Origin of the sequence: Thalassolituus sp. UBA675 (genome assembly GCF_002297765.1) — a bacterium.
Classification (GTDB): domain Bacteria; phylum Pseudomonadota; class Gammaproteobacteria; order Pseudomonadales; family Oceanobacteraceae; genus Thalassolituus.
On record NZ_DBNJ01000022.1, the window covers coordinates 36,536 to 57,789 of the forward strand.

At 52.9% G+C, this 21,254-nt stretch carries 25 protein-coding genes; 6 read left to right on the plus strand and 19 right to left on the minus strand.

Features of this window, described 5'->3' with window-relative positions:
- Positions 1 to 5: 5 nt before the first annotated feature.
- The 4 genes from B3007_RS09060 to B3007_RS09075 all read right to left on the minus strand — a co-directional run bounded on the left by B3007_RS09060 (position 6) and on the right by B3007_RS09075 (position 3,283).
- The gene (locus tag B3007_RS09060) at positions 6 to 1,823 is read right to left on the minus strand and encodes an ATP-binding response regulator (protein ID WP_301377212.1); all 1,818 of its coding nucleotides are present in this window, start codon (positions 1,821 to 1,823) and stop codon (positions 6 to 8) included.
- Positions 1,820 to 2,446, minus strand: a complete 627-nt coding sequence (locus B3007_RS09065) for a response regulator (protein WP_301377210.1) — start codon at positions 2,444 to 2,446, stop codon at positions 1,820 to 1,822. The genes B3007_RS09060 and B3007_RS09065 overlap by 4 nt, the downstream gene beginning before the upstream one ends.
- A gap of 165 nt (positions 2,447 to 2,611) precedes the next feature.
- Positions 2,612 to 3,037: a hotdog fold thioesterase gene (locus tag B3007_RS09070; protein ID WP_068435805.1), complete on the minus strand. Its 426-nt coding sequence runs from the start codon at positions 3,035 to 3,037 to the stop codon at positions 2,612 to 2,614.
- Between the two features lie 27 nt (positions 3,038 to 3,064).
- Entirely contained in the window at positions 3,065 to 3,283 is a 219-nt protein-coding gene (locus tag B3007_RS09075; protein WP_297531405.1) for a hypothetical protein, read from the minus strand.
- Between B3007_RS09075 and B3007_RS09080 the strand changes: the two genes are divergently transcribed.
- Positions 3,271 to 3,489, plus strand: a complete 219-nt coding sequence (locus tag B3007_RS09080; protein ID WP_301377207.1) for a hypothetical protein — start codon at positions 3,271 to 3,273, stop codon at positions 3,487 to 3,489. The two genes, B3007_RS09075 and B3007_RS09080, sit on opposite strands and share 13 nt — an antisense overlap.
- A 10-nt stretch (positions 3,490 to 3,499) precedes the next feature.
- On the opposite strand, the gene B3007_RS09085 is transcribed toward B3007_RS09080, so the two are convergent.
- From B3007_RS09085 to B3007_RS09100, 4 genes are all read right to left on the minus strand, one after another.
- Positions 3,500 to 4,375, minus strand: coding sequence for a hypothetical protein (locus tag B3007_RS09085; RefSeq protein ID WP_301377205.1), 876 nt, complete (start codon positions 4,373 to 4,375; stop codon positions 3,500 to 3,502).
- Between the two features lie 39 nt (positions 4,376 to 4,414).
- Complete coding sequence (locus B3007_RS09090) at positions 4,415 to 4,702, minus strand: PA4642 family protein (RefSeq protein WP_297531399.1); 288 nt, start codon at positions 4,700 to 4,702, stop codon at positions 4,415 to 4,417.
- 139 nt (positions 4,703 to 4,841) lie between these two features.
- The gene (trmB, locus tag B3007_RS09095; protein WP_297531397.1) at positions 4,842 to 5,552 is read right to left on the minus strand and encodes a tRNA (guanosine(46)-N7)-methyltransferase TrmB; all 711 of its coding nucleotides are present in this window, start codon (positions 5,550 to 5,552) and stop codon (positions 4,842 to 4,844) included.
- A gap of 5 nt (positions 5,553 to 5,557) precedes the next feature.
- Positions 5,558 to 5,935 (minus strand): DUF423 domain-containing protein, encoded by a 378-nt coding sequence (locus tag B3007_RS09100; protein ID WP_245820033.1) that lies wholly within the window; start codon positions 5,933 to 5,935, stop codon positions 5,558 to 5,560.
- 263 nt (positions 5,936 to 6,198) lie between these two features.
- Between B3007_RS09100 and B3007_RS09105 the strand changes: the two genes are divergently transcribed.
- The 5 genes from B3007_RS09105 (at position 6,199) to B3007_RS09125 (ending at position 10,862) form a co-directional block, all read left to right on the plus strand.
- Positions 6,199 to 6,324 (plus strand): hypothetical protein, encoded by a 126-nt coding sequence (locus B3007_RS09105; protein ID WP_297531395.1) that lies wholly within the window; start codon positions 6,199 to 6,201, stop codon positions 6,322 to 6,324.
- A gap of 81 nt (positions 6,325 to 6,405) precedes the next feature.
- Entirely contained in the window at positions 6,406 to 6,921 is a 516-nt protein-coding gene (locus tag B3007_RS09110; protein WP_301377239.1) for an Ig-like domain-containing protein, read from the plus strand.
- A gap of 417 nt (positions 6,922 to 7,338) precedes the next feature.
- Complete coding sequence (ubiD, locus tag B3007_RS09115) at positions 7,339 to 8,817, plus strand: 4-hydroxy-3-polyprenylbenzoate decarboxylase (RefSeq protein ID WP_273089631.1); 1,479 nt, start codon at positions 7,339 to 7,341, stop codon at positions 8,815 to 8,817.
- The gene (locus B3007_RS09120) at positions 8,814 to 9,896 is read left to right on the plus strand and encodes a 2Fe-2S iron-sulfur cluster-binding protein (RefSeq protein ID WP_068436910.1); all 1,083 of its coding nucleotides are present in this window, start codon (positions 8,814 to 8,816) and stop codon (positions 9,894 to 9,896) included. Before ubiD ends, B3007_RS09120 begins: the two co-directional genes overlap by 4 nt.
- Positions 9,897 to 10,034: 138 nt before the next feature.
- Complete coding sequence (locus B3007_RS09125; RefSeq protein ID WP_068436927.1) at positions 10,035 to 10,862, plus strand: mechanosensitive ion channel family protein; 828 nt, start codon at positions 10,035 to 10,037, stop codon at positions 10,860 to 10,862.
- A gap of 55 nt (positions 10,863 to 10,917) precedes the next feature.
- Here the strand turns inward: B3007_RS09125 and B3007_RS09130 are convergent, their stop codons facing one another.
- The 11 genes from B3007_RS09130 to B3007_RS09180 form a co-directional block, all read right to left on the minus strand.
- Positions 10,918 to 12,828 (minus strand): putative bifunctional diguanylate cyclase/phosphodiesterase, encoded by a 1,911-nt coding sequence (locus tag B3007_RS09130; protein WP_301377201.1) that lies wholly within the window; start codon positions 12,826 to 12,828, stop codon positions 10,918 to 10,920.
- On the minus strand, positions 12,825 to 13,424 hold the full coding sequence (locus tag B3007_RS09135) for a heme NO-binding domain-containing protein (protein ID WP_297531385.1): 600 nt from the start codon (positions 13,422 to 13,424) through the stop codon (positions 12,825 to 12,827). The genes B3007_RS09130 and B3007_RS09135 overlap by 4 nt, the downstream gene beginning before the upstream one ends.
- 181 nt (positions 13,425 to 13,605) lie before the next feature.
- On the minus strand, positions 13,606 to 14,046 hold the full coding sequence (locus B3007_RS09140; RefSeq protein WP_297531383.1) for a hypothetical protein: 441 nt from the start codon (positions 14,044 to 14,046) through the stop codon (positions 13,606 to 13,608).
- 1 nt (position 14,047) lies between these two features.
- Positions 14,048 to 14,599, minus strand: coding sequence for a flavodoxin (locus tag B3007_RS09145; RefSeq protein ID WP_301377198.1), 552 nt, complete (start codon positions 14,597 to 14,599; stop codon positions 14,048 to 14,050).
- 142 nt (positions 14,600 to 14,741) lie between these two features.
- The gene (locus B3007_RS09150) at positions 14,742 to 15,188 is read right to left on the minus strand and encodes a hypothetical protein (RefSeq protein ID WP_076514317.1); all 447 of its coding nucleotides are present in this window, start codon (positions 15,186 to 15,188) and stop codon (positions 14,742 to 14,744) included.
- Positions 15,189 to 15,272: 84 nt separating this feature from the next.
- Entirely contained in the window at positions 15,273 to 16,448 is a 1,176-nt protein-coding gene (locus tag B3007_RS09155) for a heme biosynthesis protein HemY (protein ID WP_297531378.1), read from the minus strand.
- The gene (locus tag B3007_RS09160; RefSeq protein ID WP_301377196.1) at positions 16,445 to 17,551 is read right to left on the minus strand and encodes a uroporphyrinogen-III C-methyltransferase; all 1,107 of its coding nucleotides are present in this window, start codon (positions 17,549 to 17,551) and stop codon (positions 16,445 to 16,447) included. Before B3007_RS09160 ends, B3007_RS09155 begins: the two co-directional genes overlap by 4 nt.
- A gap of 39 nt (positions 17,552 to 17,590) precedes the next feature.
- Positions 17,591 to 18,367 (minus strand): uroporphyrinogen-III synthase, encoded by a 777-nt coding sequence (locus tag B3007_RS09165; protein ID WP_301377194.1) that lies wholly within the window; start codon positions 18,365 to 18,367, stop codon positions 17,591 to 17,593.
- Positions 18,354 to 19,295 (minus strand): hydroxymethylbilane synthase, encoded by a 942-nt coding sequence (hemC, locus tag B3007_RS09170; RefSeq protein ID WP_068436896.1) that lies wholly within the window; start codon positions 19,293 to 19,295, stop codon positions 18,354 to 18,356. Before hemC ends, B3007_RS09165 begins: the two co-directional genes overlap by 14 nt.
- Before the next feature lie 76 nt (positions 19,296 to 19,371).
- Entirely contained in the window at positions 19,372 to 20,088 is a 717-nt protein-coding gene (locus tag B3007_RS09175; protein ID WP_301377192.1) for a LytR/AlgR family response regulator transcription factor, read from the minus strand.
- Positions 20,085 to 21,134, minus strand: coding sequence for a sensor histidine kinase (locus B3007_RS09180; protein ID WP_301377191.1), 1,050 nt, complete (start codon positions 21,132 to 21,134; stop codon positions 20,085 to 20,087). Before B3007_RS09180 ends, B3007_RS09175 begins: the two co-directional genes overlap by 4 nt.
- Between the last annotated feature and the right edge of the window lie 120 nt (positions 21,135 to 21,254).

Genomic DNA, 21,254 nt, shown 5'->3' on the forward strand with positions numbered 1-21,254 from the left:
GACACTCAGACAGCGATTAACGCCTGACGCATGGCATTGCGCAGAAAGCCGGGCTTCACTGGTTTATGTAATACCACAATACCGTCATCCGCCAGAGTTTTAATACGCTCAGGCGCGGTATCACCGGTAATCATAAGAGCGGGCAAATTGGAGGAGAGCTGTGTTTGTATGTGCCGGATCAAATCCTGGCCATCCATGGCTCCTGGCAGACGATAATCACTGATCAGAATGTCTGCCCAGTGTGGCTCGGCTTCAAACATAGCCAGGCCCGCCTGGGCATCAGCATAAGCTCTCACTTCACACCCCCAACCCGCAAGCAGTTGCTCGGTACTCTCTCGCACCATGGCATCATCTTCGACGAGTAATACGTTCACGCCGGCAAATATCGCATCTGCAGATACTTGCGGTTTTAAGCCAGAGGGAGCGCCAGAATAAACATCGGAGGTGTCACTTACCATGTCAGCAGGTGTATCGGCTGATACCTCATGCGCGATTGCTACAGTAAGGGTGAATTCAGATCCTTTGCCGGGTTCTGATCTCACCTGCAACTCATGCCCGAGCAGGTTGGCAAGTCGCCGGCATACGGACAAGCCAAGGCCGAGCCCTTTCTGCCGGTCACGCTCAGGATTGTTCAGCTGTACAAATTCCTGAAATATTTTTTCCTGCTGATCCTTCGGGATTCCCATTCCGGTATCAGATACCCGGACAAGTAAACGAGCTGGCTGAGCGACTTCGGTCGAGATGACGACCTCACCCGACTCAGTATACTTAATGGCATTGGTGATCAGGTTTCTCAGGATATTCCCCAGCAGAACAGGGTCGCTGCGAACAGCATATCGGCAAGGTTTGATACTCAGTTTCAGTCCCTTTGCCTCTGCCACGGGTCTGGCTTCAATAATCAGGCTATTGAGCAGTGCATCGAGAGGGAAGTCAGTGACTTCGGCATGTACGTCGCCCGCATCCAGGCGCGATATATCAAGTAATTTCCCTAAGAGGTCGTCTATCGAGGTGACCGCAGAGCGGATATGAGTCGCAAGCTGTTGACCGCGATCGCTGGAGACTTCCTGCCGAAGCCCTTCAGAGAGCAACGACAGTGAATGCACAGGCTGGCGGAGGTCATGACTTGCGGATGCCAGAAACTGAGTTTTCGCCCGGCTGGCAGCGTCGGTAATCTCATACTGCTCGCGCAAAGTCTCGGCCAGGCGCATATTTTTTAACGTCAGTGCCATCATGTCTTTGTAAGTAATACTGCCCGAACGAGCGACTGAATAAGCGACACCAATGTAGGCAAGGAATGCCATACCCATCCCTTTGTACTGAGGGTCAGGTTGAATCAGACACATAATAATCATCGGCATGGTGCTGATAATGAGATAAGCCGTATGACTCAGTAACCAGATAGCATTGGTACTGACCGAGGAAACGGTAACCCCGATGATCAGAACAAATAACAGCGTCTGCTCAGAAAATTCCGCGGGATTAAAAAACAGAACACCGGCACTTCCCCACAGAGATGCCAGCACGAGGACGCCTGACATATACATGCCGCGCCAGAACGAAAGAGAACGGCGCTCATAGTAATTCCGGTAGCACCACAGCAGCCCCGTACCGAACACTTCAAGTCCGACACAGGCGGCATACCATAGGTATCCATAAACAGCACCGGCCGGTGGGCTCTGATTAACAATCAACACCGTTGTTAATATCAGAGTGCCAATCGTGATGGTGCTGATGCGGTCGTAAAGATCATCCGTTGCCCGGCGACGGCGAAACGCATTTATTTCATCATCGCTGAGCTGAATATCGTCTATCGGGCTGGTCATTCAGGCAGTAGTCCCAACCTGCGCACGGCATTCAGACACGCCGTCCGGTTTGTCACGCGGAACAGCCGGAAGACATCACGCAGGTGACCTTTGATCGTGTTCTCTGAGATATCCAGTTCACTGGCGATCACTTTGTTCGACATTCCCTGAGCCAGCAGGTGAAGAATTTCCTGTTGTCGTGGCGTCAGGCGTATATCCGGCAGCGCCTGCTTCTGGCTCTCAATCAGCTCCTGCCAGCCTTCTGGTAAGTATGTGCCGCCATTCAGGACTTCCTGAATGGCTTTGATCAACACCTCTGGCGGTGACGACTTGGGTAAATACCCCAGTGCCCCATGCTCCAACGCTTTGCCAGCGTCCGCTAATGATTCAGACGCAGAGATCATCATGACAGGTGAAAAAACTGACATTTGTTGCAGGCGCCGGATAAGCGTCAGGCCGCTGATACCCGGCAGATTCAGATCCATCAGTATGAGATCGGGTTGATCATCCATCTCATTCAGTACTTGCTCTGCCTCTTCGGCGGTACGGACCTGTGTTGTATTGCACGGCGCTAAAGACTGTTTCAGCAGCCCCGCCAGGCCTCCGGCAAAGAGTAAATGATCATCAACGATGAGGTAGTGCATCCATTCTCCTGCGACATCCGGGGGAACGCCTGCCTGCATTGACAGGACTGTCAGTTAGCGACACCCCACACTAAAGTATGGGATAAATGTACCGCAAAAGAAGGCTACGGTTCAGCAGGAAAATATCAGCAAGATAAAGAAGAAGTAGATTAAAGTGCCCCCTGATTATTGCGCCGGAATCACCGCCATCGTCAGACGCGAAATGCAGCTGAGCTTTTCTTCGTCGTTATAAATCCGGATTTCCCAGACCTGAGAGGTACGGCCACGATGGACAATTTTTGCGACTCCAGTGAGAGTGCCGGAGCGAACGCCACGTAGGTGGTTGGCATTAATCTCCTGACCCACCGCATATTCTTTGCTGTTATCGAGGCACATATTCGCTGCCATACTTCCCAGCGTTTCAGCGAACAGAACATTGGCGCCACCGTGCACTAACCCAATCGGTTGAAACGTTCGGGGGTCAGCCGGCATTGTGCCCTTCACCCAATCATCGCCAACCTCGGTAATCTCAATGCCCAGATTGGAGCAGGCGGTATTTTCCATCGCTTTGTTCGCTGCCGGGATATCTGGGGTGGAGAACCATATAGTCATTGCTTGCACTCTGAAGGAATAAAGCAGTTAGACTATGACAATCTGAGCCACGAAACCAGAGGTTCCACTGCGACGAAGTGTTTCAGCTACGCCTCCAAACAAGACGCTCCCTTTTGCGCCAAACCAGACGCAATCGGCCATCGATATCATCAGTGCCTGATCTTTACGGCATGGATGTGCGAGCGTACGCCAAGTTTCCTGCGTGCCATTGCCAGCACTGGCACTGACGTTCAGTGTGTCAGCCACACCCGAGGGACTGCCTGCTGACCACCATCCCAGCGCATAACTATCGCCTGTTCGGTCGCACCAGTACGATCAATGGCAAACCCGGGCCAACCACAGATGCCGGCGGTGTCGAAGCACCGAATTCTGGCGTGATGGTACCCGCAGAGGGCAATGGTTTCGATCGCGAAGCCGCCCAGAAGCGTAAAGGGCGGGTTTTTTATTTTTAAACATTAATGTTTAAAAAGTAACTTCAACAGAGACGTTACCTACCACAGTATCGTTATTCGAATCACTGCGCTGGATATTGAATGCAGCATCGTAGCCGTACACATCCTGTCCTGTAATAGTAATACCAATATCATCAGACGAATCGGCAGATTCATGTGAAAGGTTATTTACTGCATCGAAGAAATAAATATCCCGTTCAGTAAAAGAGTAGGTCTCTGTACTCAGATCGAGAATAGTATCCCCATCGTCTTCGTTGGTAGTCGCTACAGACAACTTGGTTTCTGAGTCTTCGAGGTTGTGCAATCCGGCACAGAAAACATCTTCGCCGGTGACAATCTGGTCAGGGCCCCAATTCCAGCCCATTGAGCCTACCCGACCGGTGCTCTCTTTCAGGCGGATAAATTCACTGCTGGAATACAGGCTGACACCCGGCGCGACGGCAGCTTCGACTTCCAAAGTCAGTACGTTATTCGCCGAACGACTGTACGTTCCAGCGCCCACCGTAGCCACGGCCGTCGATGTCACGCTGCGAATTTCAACGAAGCCACCAGCATTGCAGGAGGCAAATTCAAAGCCACTCTCATACTCTGCACTCTCCCGAATAACGAGAAATTCAAGACGACTCTCATAACGCTTGAAGTCAGGACCGCTGGTATTAGCGTCCGTGTAGGTATTATTACGTACACCAACCCAGGTACCTGTAATTTCATTATCGCCTCTGAACTGCAGCAACTCTGCTGTCGAGCGATAATCGTCCAGCGTAAAATAGGTCAGATCTGTCGGAAAGTTATCCTCATCTGAACTGCTTGAGCCAGAACCACCACCACCGCAGCCCACCATGGCAAGAGTGATGAGTGAAAGTGGTAATATTTTTATTTTTTTCATAAGCCCTCCGGCTTAATCGGTATTTTTTACAACCTGAGATCAGGCTGCGGCACGAATAATTTCTGCGTACTCTTTGCCCTGTGCATGAGATTCGATGGTCTCAAGCAAAGTTACACCGTCAGCATTTTTTGCATCCAGATTGTGACCTTCGGCTGCAAACAGTTTAATAAAATCTGCAAAAGTGCCCGGCACCATGTGGCGGTAAGCGCGAATGACGGCGATGTAGTCTGCGTCTGAACCGTCGTAGCTTTCGGCAACCAGAAATTCACGCAGTTGCGCTTCCGACCATTCACCACCAAATACTTTTTCTTTATCTTTCTTCTGCATTTTCTCTCTCCTAAATACATTTCGTGTAGATAGCCTGATGGGTTTCGCTGGCCCTCTGTGCCATGGATGGCACAGCGGAGCCCCCATGGATGGGTTTACGGCGAGCCAGAGAAACCCATCAGACTATCTGCACATAATCTCAAACTTTCCGGAACATCAGATCCCAGACACCGTGCCCTTTGTTCTCGCCACGCTTTTCAAACCTGGTGTACGGGCGATGTTCCGGGCGCGGTACATATTCATTTTTACCGGCAACGTTTTCGTAGCCTTCCTGCGCTTCCATGACTTCCATCATGTGCTCTGCGTAGTTCTCCCAGTCAGTCGCCATATGGAACACGCCACCTGGCTTCAGGATACGTCGCAAGGTCTGCGCGAATTCTGGCTGTACGATACGGCGCTTATGGTGCTTTTTCTTGTGCCATGGGTCCGGAAAAAACAACTGAACCGTATCAATGCTGTTATCAGGGATCAGCTTCAGCACTTCAATCGCATCGTCTTTGTATGTTCGCAGGTTTGTGACACCGGCTTCTTCCGCCAGGTTCAACAGTGAGCCGACCCCGGGCAAGTGTACTTCAACACCGATAAAGTCTTTTTCTGGCGCCGCAGCGGCCATCTGTACGAGAGACTGACCCATACCGTAACCAATCTCGAGCACAACATGCGCATCACGACCAAAGACCGCAGGCGGGTCAATTTCGCCCTGCTCAAGCTCCAGCCCCATGATCGGCCACTGGCGATCCAGGCCACCCTGCTGACCTTTGGTAAGACGGCCAGCCCGGATAACAAAACTTTTTATGCCACGGCGATATTGTGGCTTGTCGGCATCGCCAACCTGATTAGTGTCAGACACTCGCTTTACTCGCTGTCAGAAGGGGATTGGGGAAGGCGGAATGCCGCCAGAATCAGAAATGCCCAGGCAATCAACCAGCTAACGCCTCCGAACGGTGTAATAACACCCAAAAAACGCTGTCCTGTCATGGCCATGGCATAAAGACTACCGCTAAACAGAATCAACCCCAGAGTCATCATAATCGCGCTACGACGAATCCAGGACGCCGGACGCACGTACAACCATGCCGACATTGCCAGCAGGACAACCGCATGCATCAGGTGGTACAACACCCCGGTTTCATACGCTGCCATCAACTCTGGCTCAATGACTCCCTTGAGTCCATGAGCGCCAAACGCACCGAATGCAACCCCAGTAAATCCAGCCACGGCGGCTGTATTCAAGCAGGCTCTGGCTCGCATTGTCTCTCCCCGGAAAAAAGCTCGATTATAAAGCAGACAGAGACTCAGGTCACAGTATTGACCACCATCGGACAGGTTTTTACACCGCGGCGCACTATGTCCGCGCAAGACCTTGATCATGTACCCCTGTCGGCCAGTGTGTTACGGATCTCTGTTCACCCCCGGACACAGCCTCTATCGTCCTTCTCACACTGCGTTTCAATCGCAGTCATAACAATAAAAAAACGACTCATCGGGTAGACCAAATGACGATAACAACAAAAGCTCGCAGGCTGGCGATGGCCCTGACCTGTGGCGCGGGGTTAATAACGACCGCTACAGGTGTATCTGCCAGCGTAGAAGGTTACGCAACCAAGAACGGCGATGCCTGACAGGGTAGCCTTGAACAGGTACTGAAGCTTCAGTTCGTTGCCGATTTCATTGGCAACCGTGGCAATGTAGAACCATTTCTGATTCCCCAGGCAAAGTCGTACTCCATGACGACTTTCCGCAATCAGAGTATCACCATCGACTTTCGGGCAAAGCATCTGACGCCAGAAGGCGAGCCAGACAATAATCTCAGCTGGAGCATCGTAGAGGCACCACTTCATGGCCGTCTCGAAGGCACGCCACCTAACGTGCGTTACATCCCGGATGCCGAGTACACGGGCTACGACCGCATTGTATTTAACGTCAGTGACAACCTCGATGGTGACACCAACGGTACCATCGATATTAAGGTGCAGGGTTCTTACACCAACTTTGAATCCGGACAGGTTCGTCCACTGGTTCTGAACTCGGACAACACTCGCCTGTATGCGCTGAATACACCCGACGGCAAAATGGAAGTCTTTGATGTCAGTGGCGAAACACCTGAGCTGCTGCACAGCGTGCCGGTCGGCCTTGAACCAGTTGCAATCGCTCTGCGCAACGACAACGAAGCCTGGGTCGTAAACCACCTGTCGGACAACGTCAGTTCAGTCTCCTGATCCGGATGCAGAACCGGTACAGGTTGAGCGCGCTGATGGTGCTTTCTGGCGCGAAGAATCGCAGAAGAACAGCGGCATTTTCCCGGATTTCGACCACTTCTGGGCGTTTGATTTCTTTAATTAACCCCGCCACTCCCTTCTCGAGAGAGGGAGCGGATGGGCCAGTACAAAAATGATTGGGGTACAGCGAGGTAAGCGTATGCGCCAGACCGGGGCTGTTCCATACAGCCCCCGGCATTTCCGCCATCCTTGGCGGTCAGATAGCGCATCCGAGCGTACAGGGATGTATTTACCGTGTCTTACCGAGCTTTATCCCAATCACTTAAATTCGCCCCTGCTCCTGACTAACCCCACCTCTACTTCCCTCAATCGAAGCTGTTAGAATGCTCCCCCTGATTCAAACAGTGAGAGCTTCTCGTGAAATACGCAGACCTGCGCGACTTCATCAAGAAACTGGAAAAACGCGGTGAACTGGTTCGTATCAAAGAGCCTGTTGACCCACACCTCGAAATGACCGAACTGGCCGACCGCGTACTCCGCGCTAAAGGCCCCGCTCTGCTGTTTGAAAACCCCAAAGGTTATGACATGCCCGTACTGGCAAACCTGTTTGGCACACCCGAACGTGTGGCGATGGGGATGGGTGAAGATTCCGTTGAGGCGCTGCGCGAAATCGGCAAGCTGCTCGCTTTCCTGAAAGAACCCGAGCCACCCAAAGGCCTGAAAGATGCTTGGTCGAAGCTGCCGATTTTCAAGAAAGTGCTGGCCATGGGCCCGAAAGAAGTGAAAAAAGCGGCATGTCAGGAAATTGTGATTGAAGGCGACGACGTCGATCTGTCAAAGATTCCGGTTCAGCACTGCTGGCCTGGCGACGCAGGCCCGCTAATTACCTGGCCGTTAGTGATTACCAAAGGCCCGCACAAAGAGCGCCATAATCTAGGTATCTACCGCCAACAGGTCATCGGTAAAAATCGCGTGATCATGCGCTGGTTGAGCCATCGTGGTGGCGCGCTTGATTTCCGTGAATGGCAGCAGGAGCACCCGGGTAAACCCTTCCCGGTAACCGTGGCTCTGGGGGCAGATCCAGCGACGATTCTGGGCGCGGTCACTCCAGTGCCCGATACCCTGAGCGAATACGCCTTTGCTGGCCTGCTGCGTGATTCACGCACGGAACTGGTGAAGAGTATCGGCAACAACCTGATGGTTCCGGCGTCGGCTGAAATCGTGCTGGAGGGTGTGATCCACCCAGACGACATGGCCCCTGAAGGTCCGTTTGGGGACCACACAGGGTATTACAACGAAGTGGATCACTTCCCGGTCTTTACGGTTGAGCGTATTACTCACCGCAAAGACCCGATCTATCACAGTACCTACACCGGCCGTCCACCAGACGAACCCGCGATTCTGGGTGTTGCTCTGAACGAAGTCTTCGTGCCGATTCTGCAAAAGCAGTTTCCGGAAATCGTCGACTTCTATCTGCCGCCAGAAGGTTGTTCCTATCGCATGGCGGTGGTCAGCATGAAGAAACAGTACCCCGGCCACGCCAAGCGCGTAATGATGGGGGTCTGGTCATTCCTGCGACAGTTTATGTACACCAAGTTTGTGATCGTGGTCGACGATGACGTCGACACCCGCAACTGGGAAGACGTGATCTGGGCCATTACCACCCGCATGGACCCCGCACGCGACACCACCATGATTGAAAATACGCCCATCGATTACCTCGACTTTGCGTCGCCGGTGTCCGGGCTCGGCTCGAAAATGGGTTTAGACGCGACCAATAAAATGCCGGGGGAAACCAACCGTGAATGGGGTGTACCGATTGTGATGGACGACGACGTCAAAGACAGCGTCGACCAACTGGTCAGGAAAATCGGTAAAGACATTGGTCTGAAATGAGTGATCCGGCCAACCCGAAGGGTGGCAGAACGCACCGGATCACTTTTCAGCCGAACGGTGTCACGATTCGCTGCCGCTCTGATCAGACCATTGCCGATGCGGCCCTCGAACAACGTGTCATTCTGCCCGTAAGTTGCGAGAACGGTATTTGTCATGTGTGCATGGGCGAACGACTGTCCGGTGAACTAGGCTTTCGTAATGAGCTGGGCAACCCAATACTTGAGCAGGATAATCAGGTATTATGCTGCGTAGCTTTTCCCAAATCTGACGTTGAGATTGTTATGACCGATGTATTCGCTCCGGACCACAAACAGCCCGCCACACTTGCCTGTCAGGTACAGTCGGTCGAGCTGCTGGCGGATGACGTTTACCGGGTAATCCTTCTCGCACCTGCCGGCAAGGCTCCGGACTTCTGGGCCGGGCAGTATCTGATGCTGCACATCGGAAACGACGCAAACGAGGAACAGCTACCGTACTCCATCGCTTCTGCTCCCGGCGCCCTCACAGGCAAAGAGTCGCGGGAAATTGAGCTCCATATTGCGGCCAACAGCGACAAGGCAAATGAGGTAGTGAACTTCCTGCAGCAAGCCGTCATCGCCCGTGTCACCGTTCCTGCCGGCGACTGCTACATAAACCAGCATTTTCTTGATCAACGCAAAGGGCAACCGTTACTTATGGTGGCTGCTGGTTCCGGGTTCTCACAAATCAAAGCTTTGATAGAAGCGACCCTCGCGCTCGACCCTGAGCGCGAGATTCACCTTTATTGGTCGAACCGTGCAGCAGTCGGCTTCTACCTGCCAGAGTTGCCACAAAGCTGGCAGAACGATTTTTCCAATTTTCATTACCATCCTATTATTCAGCAGCACGCCGATGACTGGAACGGCCGCGCCGGCTGGATTTACGAAGTTATCCACGAAGATTTTGACAACCTGACAAACGTTGATATGTTCGCCTGCGGCTCACCTAACATGGTGTTCGGTACCCTCGATCAATTGGAACCTTTAGGCCTGAAAGAGTCCAATATGCATTCCGACGTGTTTGCCTACGCCAACCGGGCGGATTTTTCAGCGAACAGCTAAGCCGCAATAAATCTGTCTGATTTGAGCCCCAAAATGTCAGGGTTCGCTTGCACCAGAATGATTTTGGCGCAATGATCTGGCGAACAAAAAGACTTTCATACTCAATACCTCCTCCGGAGTAAGGATTTATTTGTGAATATCAATTGGGAACAACTGAACCTTGATCCACAGCTACTGTGGGCCGACTACATTCTTCCTTGGGGCACCCAGATCGTATTAGCTATTCTGGTGTTCTTTATCGGCCGCATCATCGCCCGTACCGTCACTAACGGAACGCGTAAGGTTATGGAGAAAGCCAGCCTTGAGCCTATGCTGGTGAACTTCCTCGCGAATATCATCGGCAGCGTCCTCCTCCTTCTTGTCATCGTCTTCTCACTATCGCAGTTAGGCGTTGATACAACCTCACTGGTCGCCCTGCTTGGTGCCGCTGGTCTTGCTGTTGGTCTGGCACTGAAGGATTCCCTCTCCCACTTCGCAGCCGGCGTAATGCTGATACTGTTCCGTCCATTCAAAGTAGGCGACTTCTGCGAACTCGATGGCGAAATGGGTACCGTTGAGCAGATCACCATTCTGCATACCCGACTGAAAACCCCGGACAACAAAGTTATTACGATTCCTAACGGTAATGTTTTCTCCAGCACTATGACCAACTTCTCAGAGCAGCCAACCCGCCGCGTCGACATGGTGTTTGGTATTGGCTACGGTTCGGACCTTCTTAAAGCGAAGAAAATCCTGGAAGAAATGTGTGCCGCCGACGAGCGTATTCTGGCCGACCCAGCACCTAAAATTGCCGTCCATGAACTGGCTGATTCGTCTGTGAATATTATCTGCCGCCCATGGGTAAACGCTGCGGACTTGTGGCCAGTACACTGGGACATGATGGAAAAAGTGAAACTTCGTTTCGATGAAGAAGGCATTGAAATTCCATTCCCACAGGTATCTGTGCATATGGAAAAAGACGACTGATTTATTATCACACTAAAGAAGACCGGCGAATGCGCCGGTTTTTTTATGGCCGCACCTAAACGCGGGCAGGAAGGTTCACAACTCTGCGGCTGTTCAGATTGTGTTCGATCAATGGTCCCAGCTCGTACTCAGGCAGAGCCCGGCTGAAATAGAATCCTTGAATTGACATCGCACTGATGGCGTTGAGAGCCGCCAGCTCGGCTTCGGTTTCAACCCCCTCTGCCACCACATCCAGCTCCAGCAATCTTGCCAGGCTGACAATGGTTTCAACAATTGCAGCTTTGCTATCCTGCTGCTCAAGGTCTGTAATAAAACTACGGTCAATTTTTAACACATCAATCGGTAAATGGCGCAGATAGCTTAGCGATGAGTATCCGGTTCCAAAATCATCCAATGCGATCTTGATACCGGCGTTACGTAGTTTACTTAGCTCAGTTTTGGCGATATCTATGTTGCCAACAAATACCGACTCGGTGACTTCAAGACGCAGAAACTCCGGGCTGAGCTGATGCTCGTTAAGAAGTCTGAAGACCGTCGATGCAAAACCTTCCGACAGTAACTGCATCGCTGACACGTTCACGCCGATATAAAAGGGCTCGCCGCGCAGCACACCGGCGGTCAGTGACTTCGCCATAGCAATACTCTGCGACAGAATGCATTCTCCCAACTCCCCCATCAAGCCACTCTGCTCTGCTGCGGGAATAAACTCGGCTGGGGATACAGTCCCAACACCGGGACAATCCATACGTGCCAGAGCTTCAAAGCCCACCAGTGCTTTAGTGCGCCCTGCAAATATTGGTTGAAACCAGGGCGCAATGCCTCCGTCGCGAATACCGCTGCGAATTTTCTGCTCAATCAACACACGACGAGCACTGACATCCCGGTGCTGCTGATCATAAAAGCAGATTTCGCCTCGCTTCTTGGCGTAGCGCAATGCTGACCAGGCTGCATTGATCATTTCTTCAGCACTGGTGTTGGCCAACTCAGTGCTTTCCAACGCGCCAATCGCAGTGTTCATCACGTGATCGCCATATGACTGGATTCGGAAAGGCTCAGAAAAACTCGTTGCTATGGCATCGCACTCGGCTTCCATTAGCTGGGTAGGGTCGTCATTGCCACGTACCTGGCCAAAAACAGCGAACGTATTACCGGAAATCTTAGCCACCACAGAACGGACATCGACCGTACCTATGAGCCGACGGGACACGTCGTCCTGCAATGTACTCAAGCCAGAATGATCCAGCGACTCGCTGAGTGAATCTAACTGGTGAAAAGCAATCAGAATCAGATAAAAACTGGCGCCTTTATCCATCACATCTTCCATACGCTCACGCAGGAAATGCTCATTAGGAAGCCCCGTGCGCTGGTCTACAAGACGCATACTGGTAATGTCTGTCTGGGTGCCTGCCAACAGGGTAGGCTCTCCATTTTCATCGCGCTGACAGGCTCCGCGACACAGCATCCAGCGGTAGCCGCCCGAAGCATGGCGTATACGATACTCTGCGGTAAGATTATTCTCCCGACCTTCAAGCAAGGCCTTAATCGCCCCCTGAAGGTCAGCACGATCACGAGGATGAACCCGTTGCAGCCAGTGATTCAGATCCTGAGATTCATCGGTCACTGGCTCGCCAACCATTGCATGCCACTTGGGCGAAAACTCAACACGATCCTGATTAAAAAACCAGATCCAGACACCGTCGTCTGAACCAGAAATCACCAGATCGAGCAATTCCGTTCGTTCTTTTACTTTGTGCTCGAGACGATTATTTAATTGCTCAAGCTGGCTCATGTTTCTGCGTACATTTTCCAGCAGAAAATTCACCAGTAGCGATAACTTCTGCCCTTGCACATCGTCGCTGTCGATCGATACGTGCATGTCGAACTTATTATCAACTGTGTCGCAAAGTTGATCCGCAATACTGGCTATTAACGACTGTAATTCGCTGTCACTCCCGGAATAACTCATACCGGAGCTACCGCCATACCTGAAGAGTGTACAGACCTGGGCGTTTGCCAGTTAATCGCGAAACGGCACTCTGCATCACCGCGCTTCATGCAATGCTCACAACTGATCTGTAGTTTTTCTCCATATAAAGATGCCACTTCGTGTGCCAACGCTTTATACAGCTCGCATAGTTTATTCGCCGAACGATAGCTGACCCGAACAAACCCCGATCGGACCTGTTCGGCAGAGAATTTATCCGTCACGGCTTTTCTGTCTTCACTGGTCTTGAGACCTGAGGCCATCACCGCGTGGATGGTTGCCTGGCGAAGTAAAAATTCTTCTGACGATGACGACATCTCAAAGAAACGTGGGAATAACTCACGGGCACGGGTAAGAAATGCTTTGGCATAAAGAACACACAATTCACTTTCGGACAGCCCTGTCGCCTCACCACTCGCCTGCAGCAAGCGATGAAATTCGTCATCTGAATAATTCTGATCTATCCGGAAGGTAACATTCTCAGGGACTTCAGCTCGTTTCAGGACTGCGCCCAGTAATGGCTTTCCGCCGGTTTCTTCCAGCAGGTCAAGCAGTACTTTCTGAATAATACCGATCATGCAGGCTCCACAAGAGACTGGAGCCAGAAAAGCCCCGGGATTAAATTGATATAAATTTCAATGTAGTCACCGGTTCTCTGTAAGCAACTGCAAACAAAGACTCATAACAGGAAATTACAAGCGGCAACAAAGCCTTTGCGTAAATCGACGGTACTTCTCCTCGCCGTCCCGTTCAGATCACTCAGTGGAGGCTTGCACGTCGCTCTTTCGTTGAAGCTAACTTCTGCCACATTGATTTCTCTGCATCCCTGCTGTCTCCGAATGTGAATTCTTTGAGAATTCCCAGGCTCTCCTCGCAAAAATCCCGCATAGATAGTTGCTCTAACAACTCCAGCACTCTGCTGAACAAAAAGCGGCAGCTTCGCTGGTCGCCGAGACGACGAAAGGCAGCCATCATCTGAGCTGCTGCTTCAAGATAGCGCTGTTGTGCCGCACGATCAGGGTTTCTTGCCAGCTCCAGCTCCGCCACTTCAACGGCATTACCGAAACATATAGCTGCTCTCTGCCAGTGCTCGCCGAGCATCGCCTCACAGCCCATGGACGTTGCCCGCTGCCAGCTCGGTGTCAGCTCAGAAGGATTATCGATCAGCCACTGACGATGGCCGTTACACATGTATCTCATATCAGGCCGCCGCCAGCGAATTGTATTCACTGATGATCTGAGATACCCACTGCTCAACACGAGCATCAGTCAGTTCAAACTGCTGATCCTCATCGATGGCCAGACCACAAAACAGTGTCTTATCGTCATTTACGGCACGCGAAGCTTCGAACTCATACCCTTCCGTTGGCCAGTAACCGATAAAACGCGCACCAGCTTTTTGCAGATGTTCCTGTAACCAGCCCATGGCATCGACAAAAAAGTCACCGTAGCCAAACTGATCTCCCAGGCCATAGAGGGCAACCGTTTTCCCGGACATATCCAGGGCCTGAATCATTTCCTCCACGTCTTCCCAGTCAACCTGAATGCCTCCAAAGTCCCACGTTGGTATGCCCATAATGGCCAGGTCATAACCCTGGATTTGCTCCGGCTCGGCATCTGTGATGTTAACCAGTTCCGCAACAATACCAGCCCCCTGTAGCTGCTCAGATATCTTCTCCGCAACATCCTCGGTGTTCCCGGTATCCGTTCCGAAGATGATCCCGACAGATGCCTGACTCAATGCTGAACTCATAGCTGACTCGCCTCTGAATAAATATTAATGCGAATAATTATCGTTATATTATAAAGAAAGGCAATACTCTTCTGCGCAGAGATCCCTCAGAAGAGTAAAGACTACTGAAGTAGTAAGGTGGAGCAGGTAGTGATGGAGAGCCTTAACGGCGGGGCTTTGGTTTGAAAGCCGACATGATGGCCAGAGGAATGGTCAATGCCAGCCAGATGACAAGCGAAGTGATAAAATATGAGATCTGTAATTCAGCAAACAGATTCGACTGGAGCACGATCTGAAAGACCCCGTATAACGCCATACCACCAAAATAGAAAAGGCCAAAAACCAACCAACCGGGCAGGCCGCTGGTGCCGGTTCTGACGATCTTACCTGCGATTTTCACAGAGAGATCCATAAAGAAGTACAGCCCCATCACAGTCAGCGTAATCGCAATAGCATGTCGCAGAGGACCATCCCAATAGGTTTCGGTATCCGCCGCCGCAGAGACATCACCACCGGCGTAGAGTGAGTAGGCTCCACTCAGGATGGTAAACAGACCCGTCAGTATGGTGAGGTAGTCGGCAAGCGCCGAGCGATGTGGCATATCATTCATAACATCCCCCTGATACCAATCCGGCGGCTCAAGGCCGCCGGTTGTTATTATTTTATGTACTGGTGTCGCGCAGCTTGCGTGGGATCAGTGACCCAGAGCCAGCTGGAAGTGTTCACAGGCCAGCGTCTCATCGCCTTCGGCCAGCATGACCTTACCCATTTCAGCGTGCAGTTCGGCCAGGCCTCTGATACTCAAGCCGGTCTGCAGATATTCGCGGGCTTTTTCCAGATCATTCACACGCAGCGCCAGACGACCCAGAGTGAGCAGCAGGAGCGGGTCATTAGGACGCTCTTTCAGCTGCTGCTCAGCAAACAGCAGCTGCTTGTTGGCATCTTTACCTTTCAGACGACCGTAGATTTCTACCAGCTCGTCGTGCCATACATGCTTAAGGCCTTCACGCAGCGCTTCTTCTGCTTTCTCTTCCTGCTCAGTTTCGAGCAGCAGGTCAACGTATGACTTCATCACATCGCTGGTGTAACGCACGTCGCGGCCGAGACCATCAAACGTTGCTGTCAGGCCCTGTCCACCATTTGCATGACGGGCGCGGTCGAGCAGTTGCAGAGCAACGTTGCGCTCCAGCTTACGCAACTCTTCATCCGGGATTTTGGTCGCTTTGCGCAGGGTTGGCAGAAGCTCATTCAACGCTACCCAGTCTTCGAGATCCTGCAGCGTTTTTACCAGCAGTTTCAGCAGATAGGCATGACGGGGATGCTTTTCACGCAGGCTGATCAGCACGGCCAGCGCCTGCTCGTTCTGGTGACGCGATTGCAGCAGCTGTACCTGAGTAATACCCACCGCCAGGTCTGAGCCTTTGGTGCTCAGGCTTGCCTGCTTGAGCCATTCGTCCGTTGCTTCTGACTTATCCTGCTCGTAAGCAGCACGGGCAGCCGCCAGGTAGTTGATCAAAGGCTGATCAGAATCTTTAGCGCTGCTTGTCAGGTTGCGTTCGGCACGGCGCCACTGACCCTGCGCCAAAGCAAGCAGGCCTCGCGTGGTCTGACGACGGGCACGTAAGCTGCGACGACGCTGACGCCACTCATTGAAGCGGCGGTCGCTACCAAACAACACCAGCAACGCACGCAATGCTATATACACAGCCAGCAGGGCGATGGCGCCCAATACCAGAAACATCCAGAGGCTGGTCTCTACCGTGTAGTTTTCCCAGCTGAGCATGACATAGCCAGCATCGATATAAACGAATGCGCCAACGGCCAGCGCTCCCGCAGCAATCAGGATCAGAAAAAGAACGATCAGTCTCATGCGTCGTCCTCCGTACCGGCCTCTTCAGCCTCATCCGCATTTGCTTCTGTTGGCTGTACAGTGCCATTGCGGCGCTGCTCTTCAACCAGTTTCTGCAACATCAGGAGTGACGCAGTAATGTCAGGGCGCTCCGGAGCCACTTCCCAGGCCTGCAGTTCAGACAAGGCAGCGCGGGCCGCACGAGTGCGTGCATCTTCAATAACCAGATAGGCATCTAACCACTCTGAGACGCGCTGAAGGCTGTGCTCATACAGTTCGGTCTGTTCGCGCAGGAGTGCAATCTGAGCCTGTTCCAGCATCAGGTGCATGTTCTGCTGCAGGTAATACTGCTGATCGGGCGTCAGTGGCGCCGCGATTGGCTCGTCACGCTCACGGATACGCACCATACGGATCACGTTATCTCTGACGGTGTACCAGAGGTTCCAGTACCAGGTCTGCTCTTCCAGCGTGAGAGGTTCTTCTTCAGCAACAGGTTCTGCAATCAGTTTTTCTGGCATCCATGGCAGCGCTGTTACCTGCTCCTGCAGAGCCTGCAGGCGGAAGATGGCACCCACACGATCAACGGCAGGCACGGCACGCAGAGCCATCAGCTCACGGGCAATCTGAGCACGGACTTTATCAAAACGGGGGTTACGCGTTTCAATGATGACGTTGTCTGCTGCGGTCAGCATGCTGATCGCACCTTCCCAGTCACGCTCAAGCTCAAGGCGCTGACTGGCAAGGCGCAGCAGGTATTCTGCTTCAGCCAGTAGCCAATCCTGACGCTCTGCACCCGGCAGCTTACCCAGACGCTCTGTGTTGTGAGCCACCTGAGCGGCAAGGTTCTGAGACGCTGTATTCAGTGCTTCTGCGCGCTGCATCAATGTTGTTTCACGCGCGTTGCTCGCTTCAATTTTCTGCAGTGCAGTATTGAGGCGATCAGTCAGGACCGCAGTTTCAGCGGTTGCAGCCTGTTGCTGCTGCCAGCCGAAAAAGCCTGCCGCGCCCGCCAGAGCAAACAGGATGATGATCAGGAGCAGGTTAAACCAGGAAAGCACATTGGAACTGCGCTTTTCTTTCTGTCCCTTATCAGCCGGGGCGTTAGTCTGTTGTTCGTTGCTCACGGTGAATTTCCTTCTGAAATTGGCCTTAACGGCGAAATCTTAACGGCCTGCGGCAAACCGCGCGCGCAGGCTGTGCAAAGTATCTTCATTACGGGCACTGGCCGCAACCACCACGTCAGTACAGCCTTGCTGCCTGGCGTAAGTAGCCACTCGCTCACTTGGCACTATGATGGTACTTACCCGGGTCGCGATATCAGGTATTTGTTGTTGTGCAATATCGAGCGCCTGCCCACTGCTTAGCAGCAATACTGGCGCGCCCTGCAAAGTTTTTTCCCAGTCGGCTTCCGCCCATTCAATCTGCCGGCGCTCATAGAGCTCGGCGTAGTCGACACGGGCACCACGCTCACGCAGAACCGATGCCAGGGTTTCCCGACCGCCGACTCCGCGCCAGATGAGTATTTTCTCACCCTCGACCTGCTGTAACGATGGCAGCGCGAGTACTCCCTCACTGTCGTATCGGTCAACCGGCATTTCTGCGTCGATATCGTACTCGCGATAAACCGCTGCCGTTGTCGGGCCGACAGCGTACCAACGCAGGCCCACTGGCATCTGCGGCCAGTAATCGTCCATCCATCCGAAACCCGCCTCAGCGGCATTCTGGCTGATTGCGATGACAGCGTCATAATGGTCTATATCGAGGATTTTCTGACGACAGGCACGCGACGCTGCACTGCCGTCATCGTCGAAGCGACAAATCTCTATCAAAGGGTGATGGCGAACCTCAAAGCCGAGCTCCGCCACAGAGCTGATCAATTCACTCGCTTTGTCCGCGGGTCGCGTCACTACGACCGGGGGTAATGCTTCAGTGAACGTCATGACCATACACGGCACGCAGGATATCACCCGCTCCCTGCGCCAACAGGTCTTCTGCTGCCTTTATACCCAGTGCTTCGGCGTCTTCTGGCGAGCCCCGGTATTCGGTACGCAGCATTTGCTGGCCGTCTTCGCTACCCACCAGACCACGGAGCCACAATTCATCACCATCAATGATGGCGTAACAAGCGATGGGGACCTGACAGCCCCCTTGCAGGCGGCGGTTCATGGCACGTTCTGCCAATACACATTGTGCGGTTACTTCGTGGTGCAGCGGCGCGAGCAAGGCATGAATGTCTTTATCAGCACTGCGCCACTCAATACCAAGGGCACCCTGCCCACCCGCCGGCAGTGATTCTTCTGCCGGCATGAATGCGGCAATGCGCTCATCCATTTCCATACGCAGCAGACCTGCAGAGGCAAGAATGATGGCATCGTATTCGCCAGCGTCCATCTTACCCAGACGCGTTTGTACGTTGCCGCGCAGACTCTTCACTTCAAGATCAGGGCGTCGCTCTTTGGCCTGACAGCCACGGCGCAGACTGGATGTACCGAGCACTGAGCCCTCTGGCATCTCGGCCAGAGCCTTGTATTTGTTCGAGACGAACGCATCCAGAGGGTTTTCGCGATCGCAGATCACACCGAGCTCAAGCCCTTCCGGAAACTCCATCGGCACGTCTTTCATTGAATGCACAGCGATATCCGCCCGCCCGTCGAGCATGGCGCTTTCCAGCTCTTTGACAAACAACCCTTTGCCACCGATTTTCGCCAGAGGCACATCCAGAATTTTGTCTCCCTGAGTGGTAAATGTAACCAGCTCAACCTCAAGCCCCGGATGCAACGCTTCCAGGCGGGCCTTAATGTGTTCGGCCTGCCACATGGCCAGTGGGCTTTTGCGGGTCGCAATGCGGAGTAGGGATGGTGTCGGCATGATGTCCTCGAACCTGAAACTGTGCATTTATCAAGCGCGGATGATAACAGGATTGGGGGGCGATTGCTGCGCGGCCTCAGCCGCCGCGCAGATGCTTCTTCACACCGGGCGCGTGGCGCCGGCTCACTGGCAGAGGTTGATCACAATCCCGCAGCCACAAAACAACACCGTCATCGGTGTTTTCGAGGCGCTGAACCCGGTCGGACGCAACAAGGTAGCTGCGGTGAATCCGCATAAAGCGTTGCGGAAATTCTTCTTCCAATTGCTTCAGCGAATCGTCTATCAGGGTCTCTCCGTCAGCATGGTGCATACTGACGTATTTCTGGTCTGCGCTGAAAAACAGCACATCATCTACCGGGGTCAGCACTAAGCCTTGCGACGTTCGCGCACTGATGTGTGTACGCGCAGCCGGACCGGACACCTGCCGACTCAGACGTTCTGCCGCCCGGCTCAACGCCCGGGTGAGATCTTCTTTGCGGATCGGTTTCAGCAGGTAATCTGCAGCATCCACATCGAAAGCCGCCAGAGCGTGATCGTCAAAGGCGGTACAGAAGACGATGACAGGGGCACTTGGCAGCGTCCTGATTTTCTCTGCGGCCTGCAAACCATCCAGACCGGGCATCTGGATATCGAGCAGAACAAGATCCGCTCTGAACTGCGACAACCAATCCACTGCCGCCTGCCCATCTCCGGCTTCAGCGACACACGTAAAGTCTTTGTGCTCCTCAAGCAGGCGTTTCAGACGCTGCCGTGCGAGGGGCTCATCATCCACCACCAGAACACGGTAATTCATACTTTCTCCCCGCTGCTCGGAATCAGGATACGTGCTTCGTAGCGATGTCCCTCATCCTCTACATTAAGTGTGGCACCTTCACCGAAAAGCGCCTCCAGACGTGCGCGGATATTCTGATGGGCTATGCGGTTGCCACTGGACTCGACGGACTCACTGCTTTTGCTGTTACTGATCTGCAGCAACCAACCTTTATCCATCTGCGCCAGCGACACCCTGATGTCTCCCTGCGCCACAACAGGCTGGATACCGTGATAAACAGCATTCTCAAGCAAAGGCTGCAAAATTAATTGTGGCACCCGTATATCTGGCAGAACGTGAGGAAGTTCCCATTCCACCAGCATCCGGTCGCCTAAACGGGTCTGTTCAATATCAAGATACCCCTGCCCAAGTTTGATCTCTTCTGCCAAAGAAGTCGTTTCTTCGGTTCCACGTAAAACCGCGCGGAAAAGCTGAGCCAGCTCAAGCAGCATCTGCTCCGCTTTTTCAGGGTCTATGACGATTAGAGAAGCAACGGTGTTGAGGGTATTAAAAAAGAAATGCGGACGGATATTTGCCTGCAAGGCCGCAAGACGAGCCCGGAGTTCAGCCTGAGTCTGCAAGCGCCACTGGCTCTGCACGTAAAAATAGCGCATCGCCATCGCCGAAAAAATTGCGCTGACCAGTTGGTTGCGGGCAACCCAGTACCAATCCAGCGAGGGCTGAATTGCAGGTAAGAAGGTTTCACCCAACAGGCTGATACACAAGGTCACCAGCTGGATAATGAGCAGAGCCACAGTTGATGCCGCCCACACAGGAAGCCGGGCTAGCTGACCACGAGCCTGACAGAGCAACGCCACGGATACTAACGCTACCCATTGAACAAACAGTGAAACCAGCCCAAAACGAATTCCTGAAAACCCGTCGATACCGCTTTCGATCAATGTCAGAGCCAGAACCAGCGCTTCACTGACAATCAGCAGTATGAGTACGGCACGGGCATTACACAGGTCCGGCAAAAAGAAGCCGTCCAGAAGCTCGTCCCGGGTCTGGGTCTGTTTGTTCTTCACACCATGTCCTGTTTCAGTAGCAGCAAACGCTTCATCAGAGTCTCACTATAATCTGCCCTGCCGTAAAGGGCAGATTACTCCGGTATGAACGTAAAGCCGCAAAGGCTATAATCCCGCCTT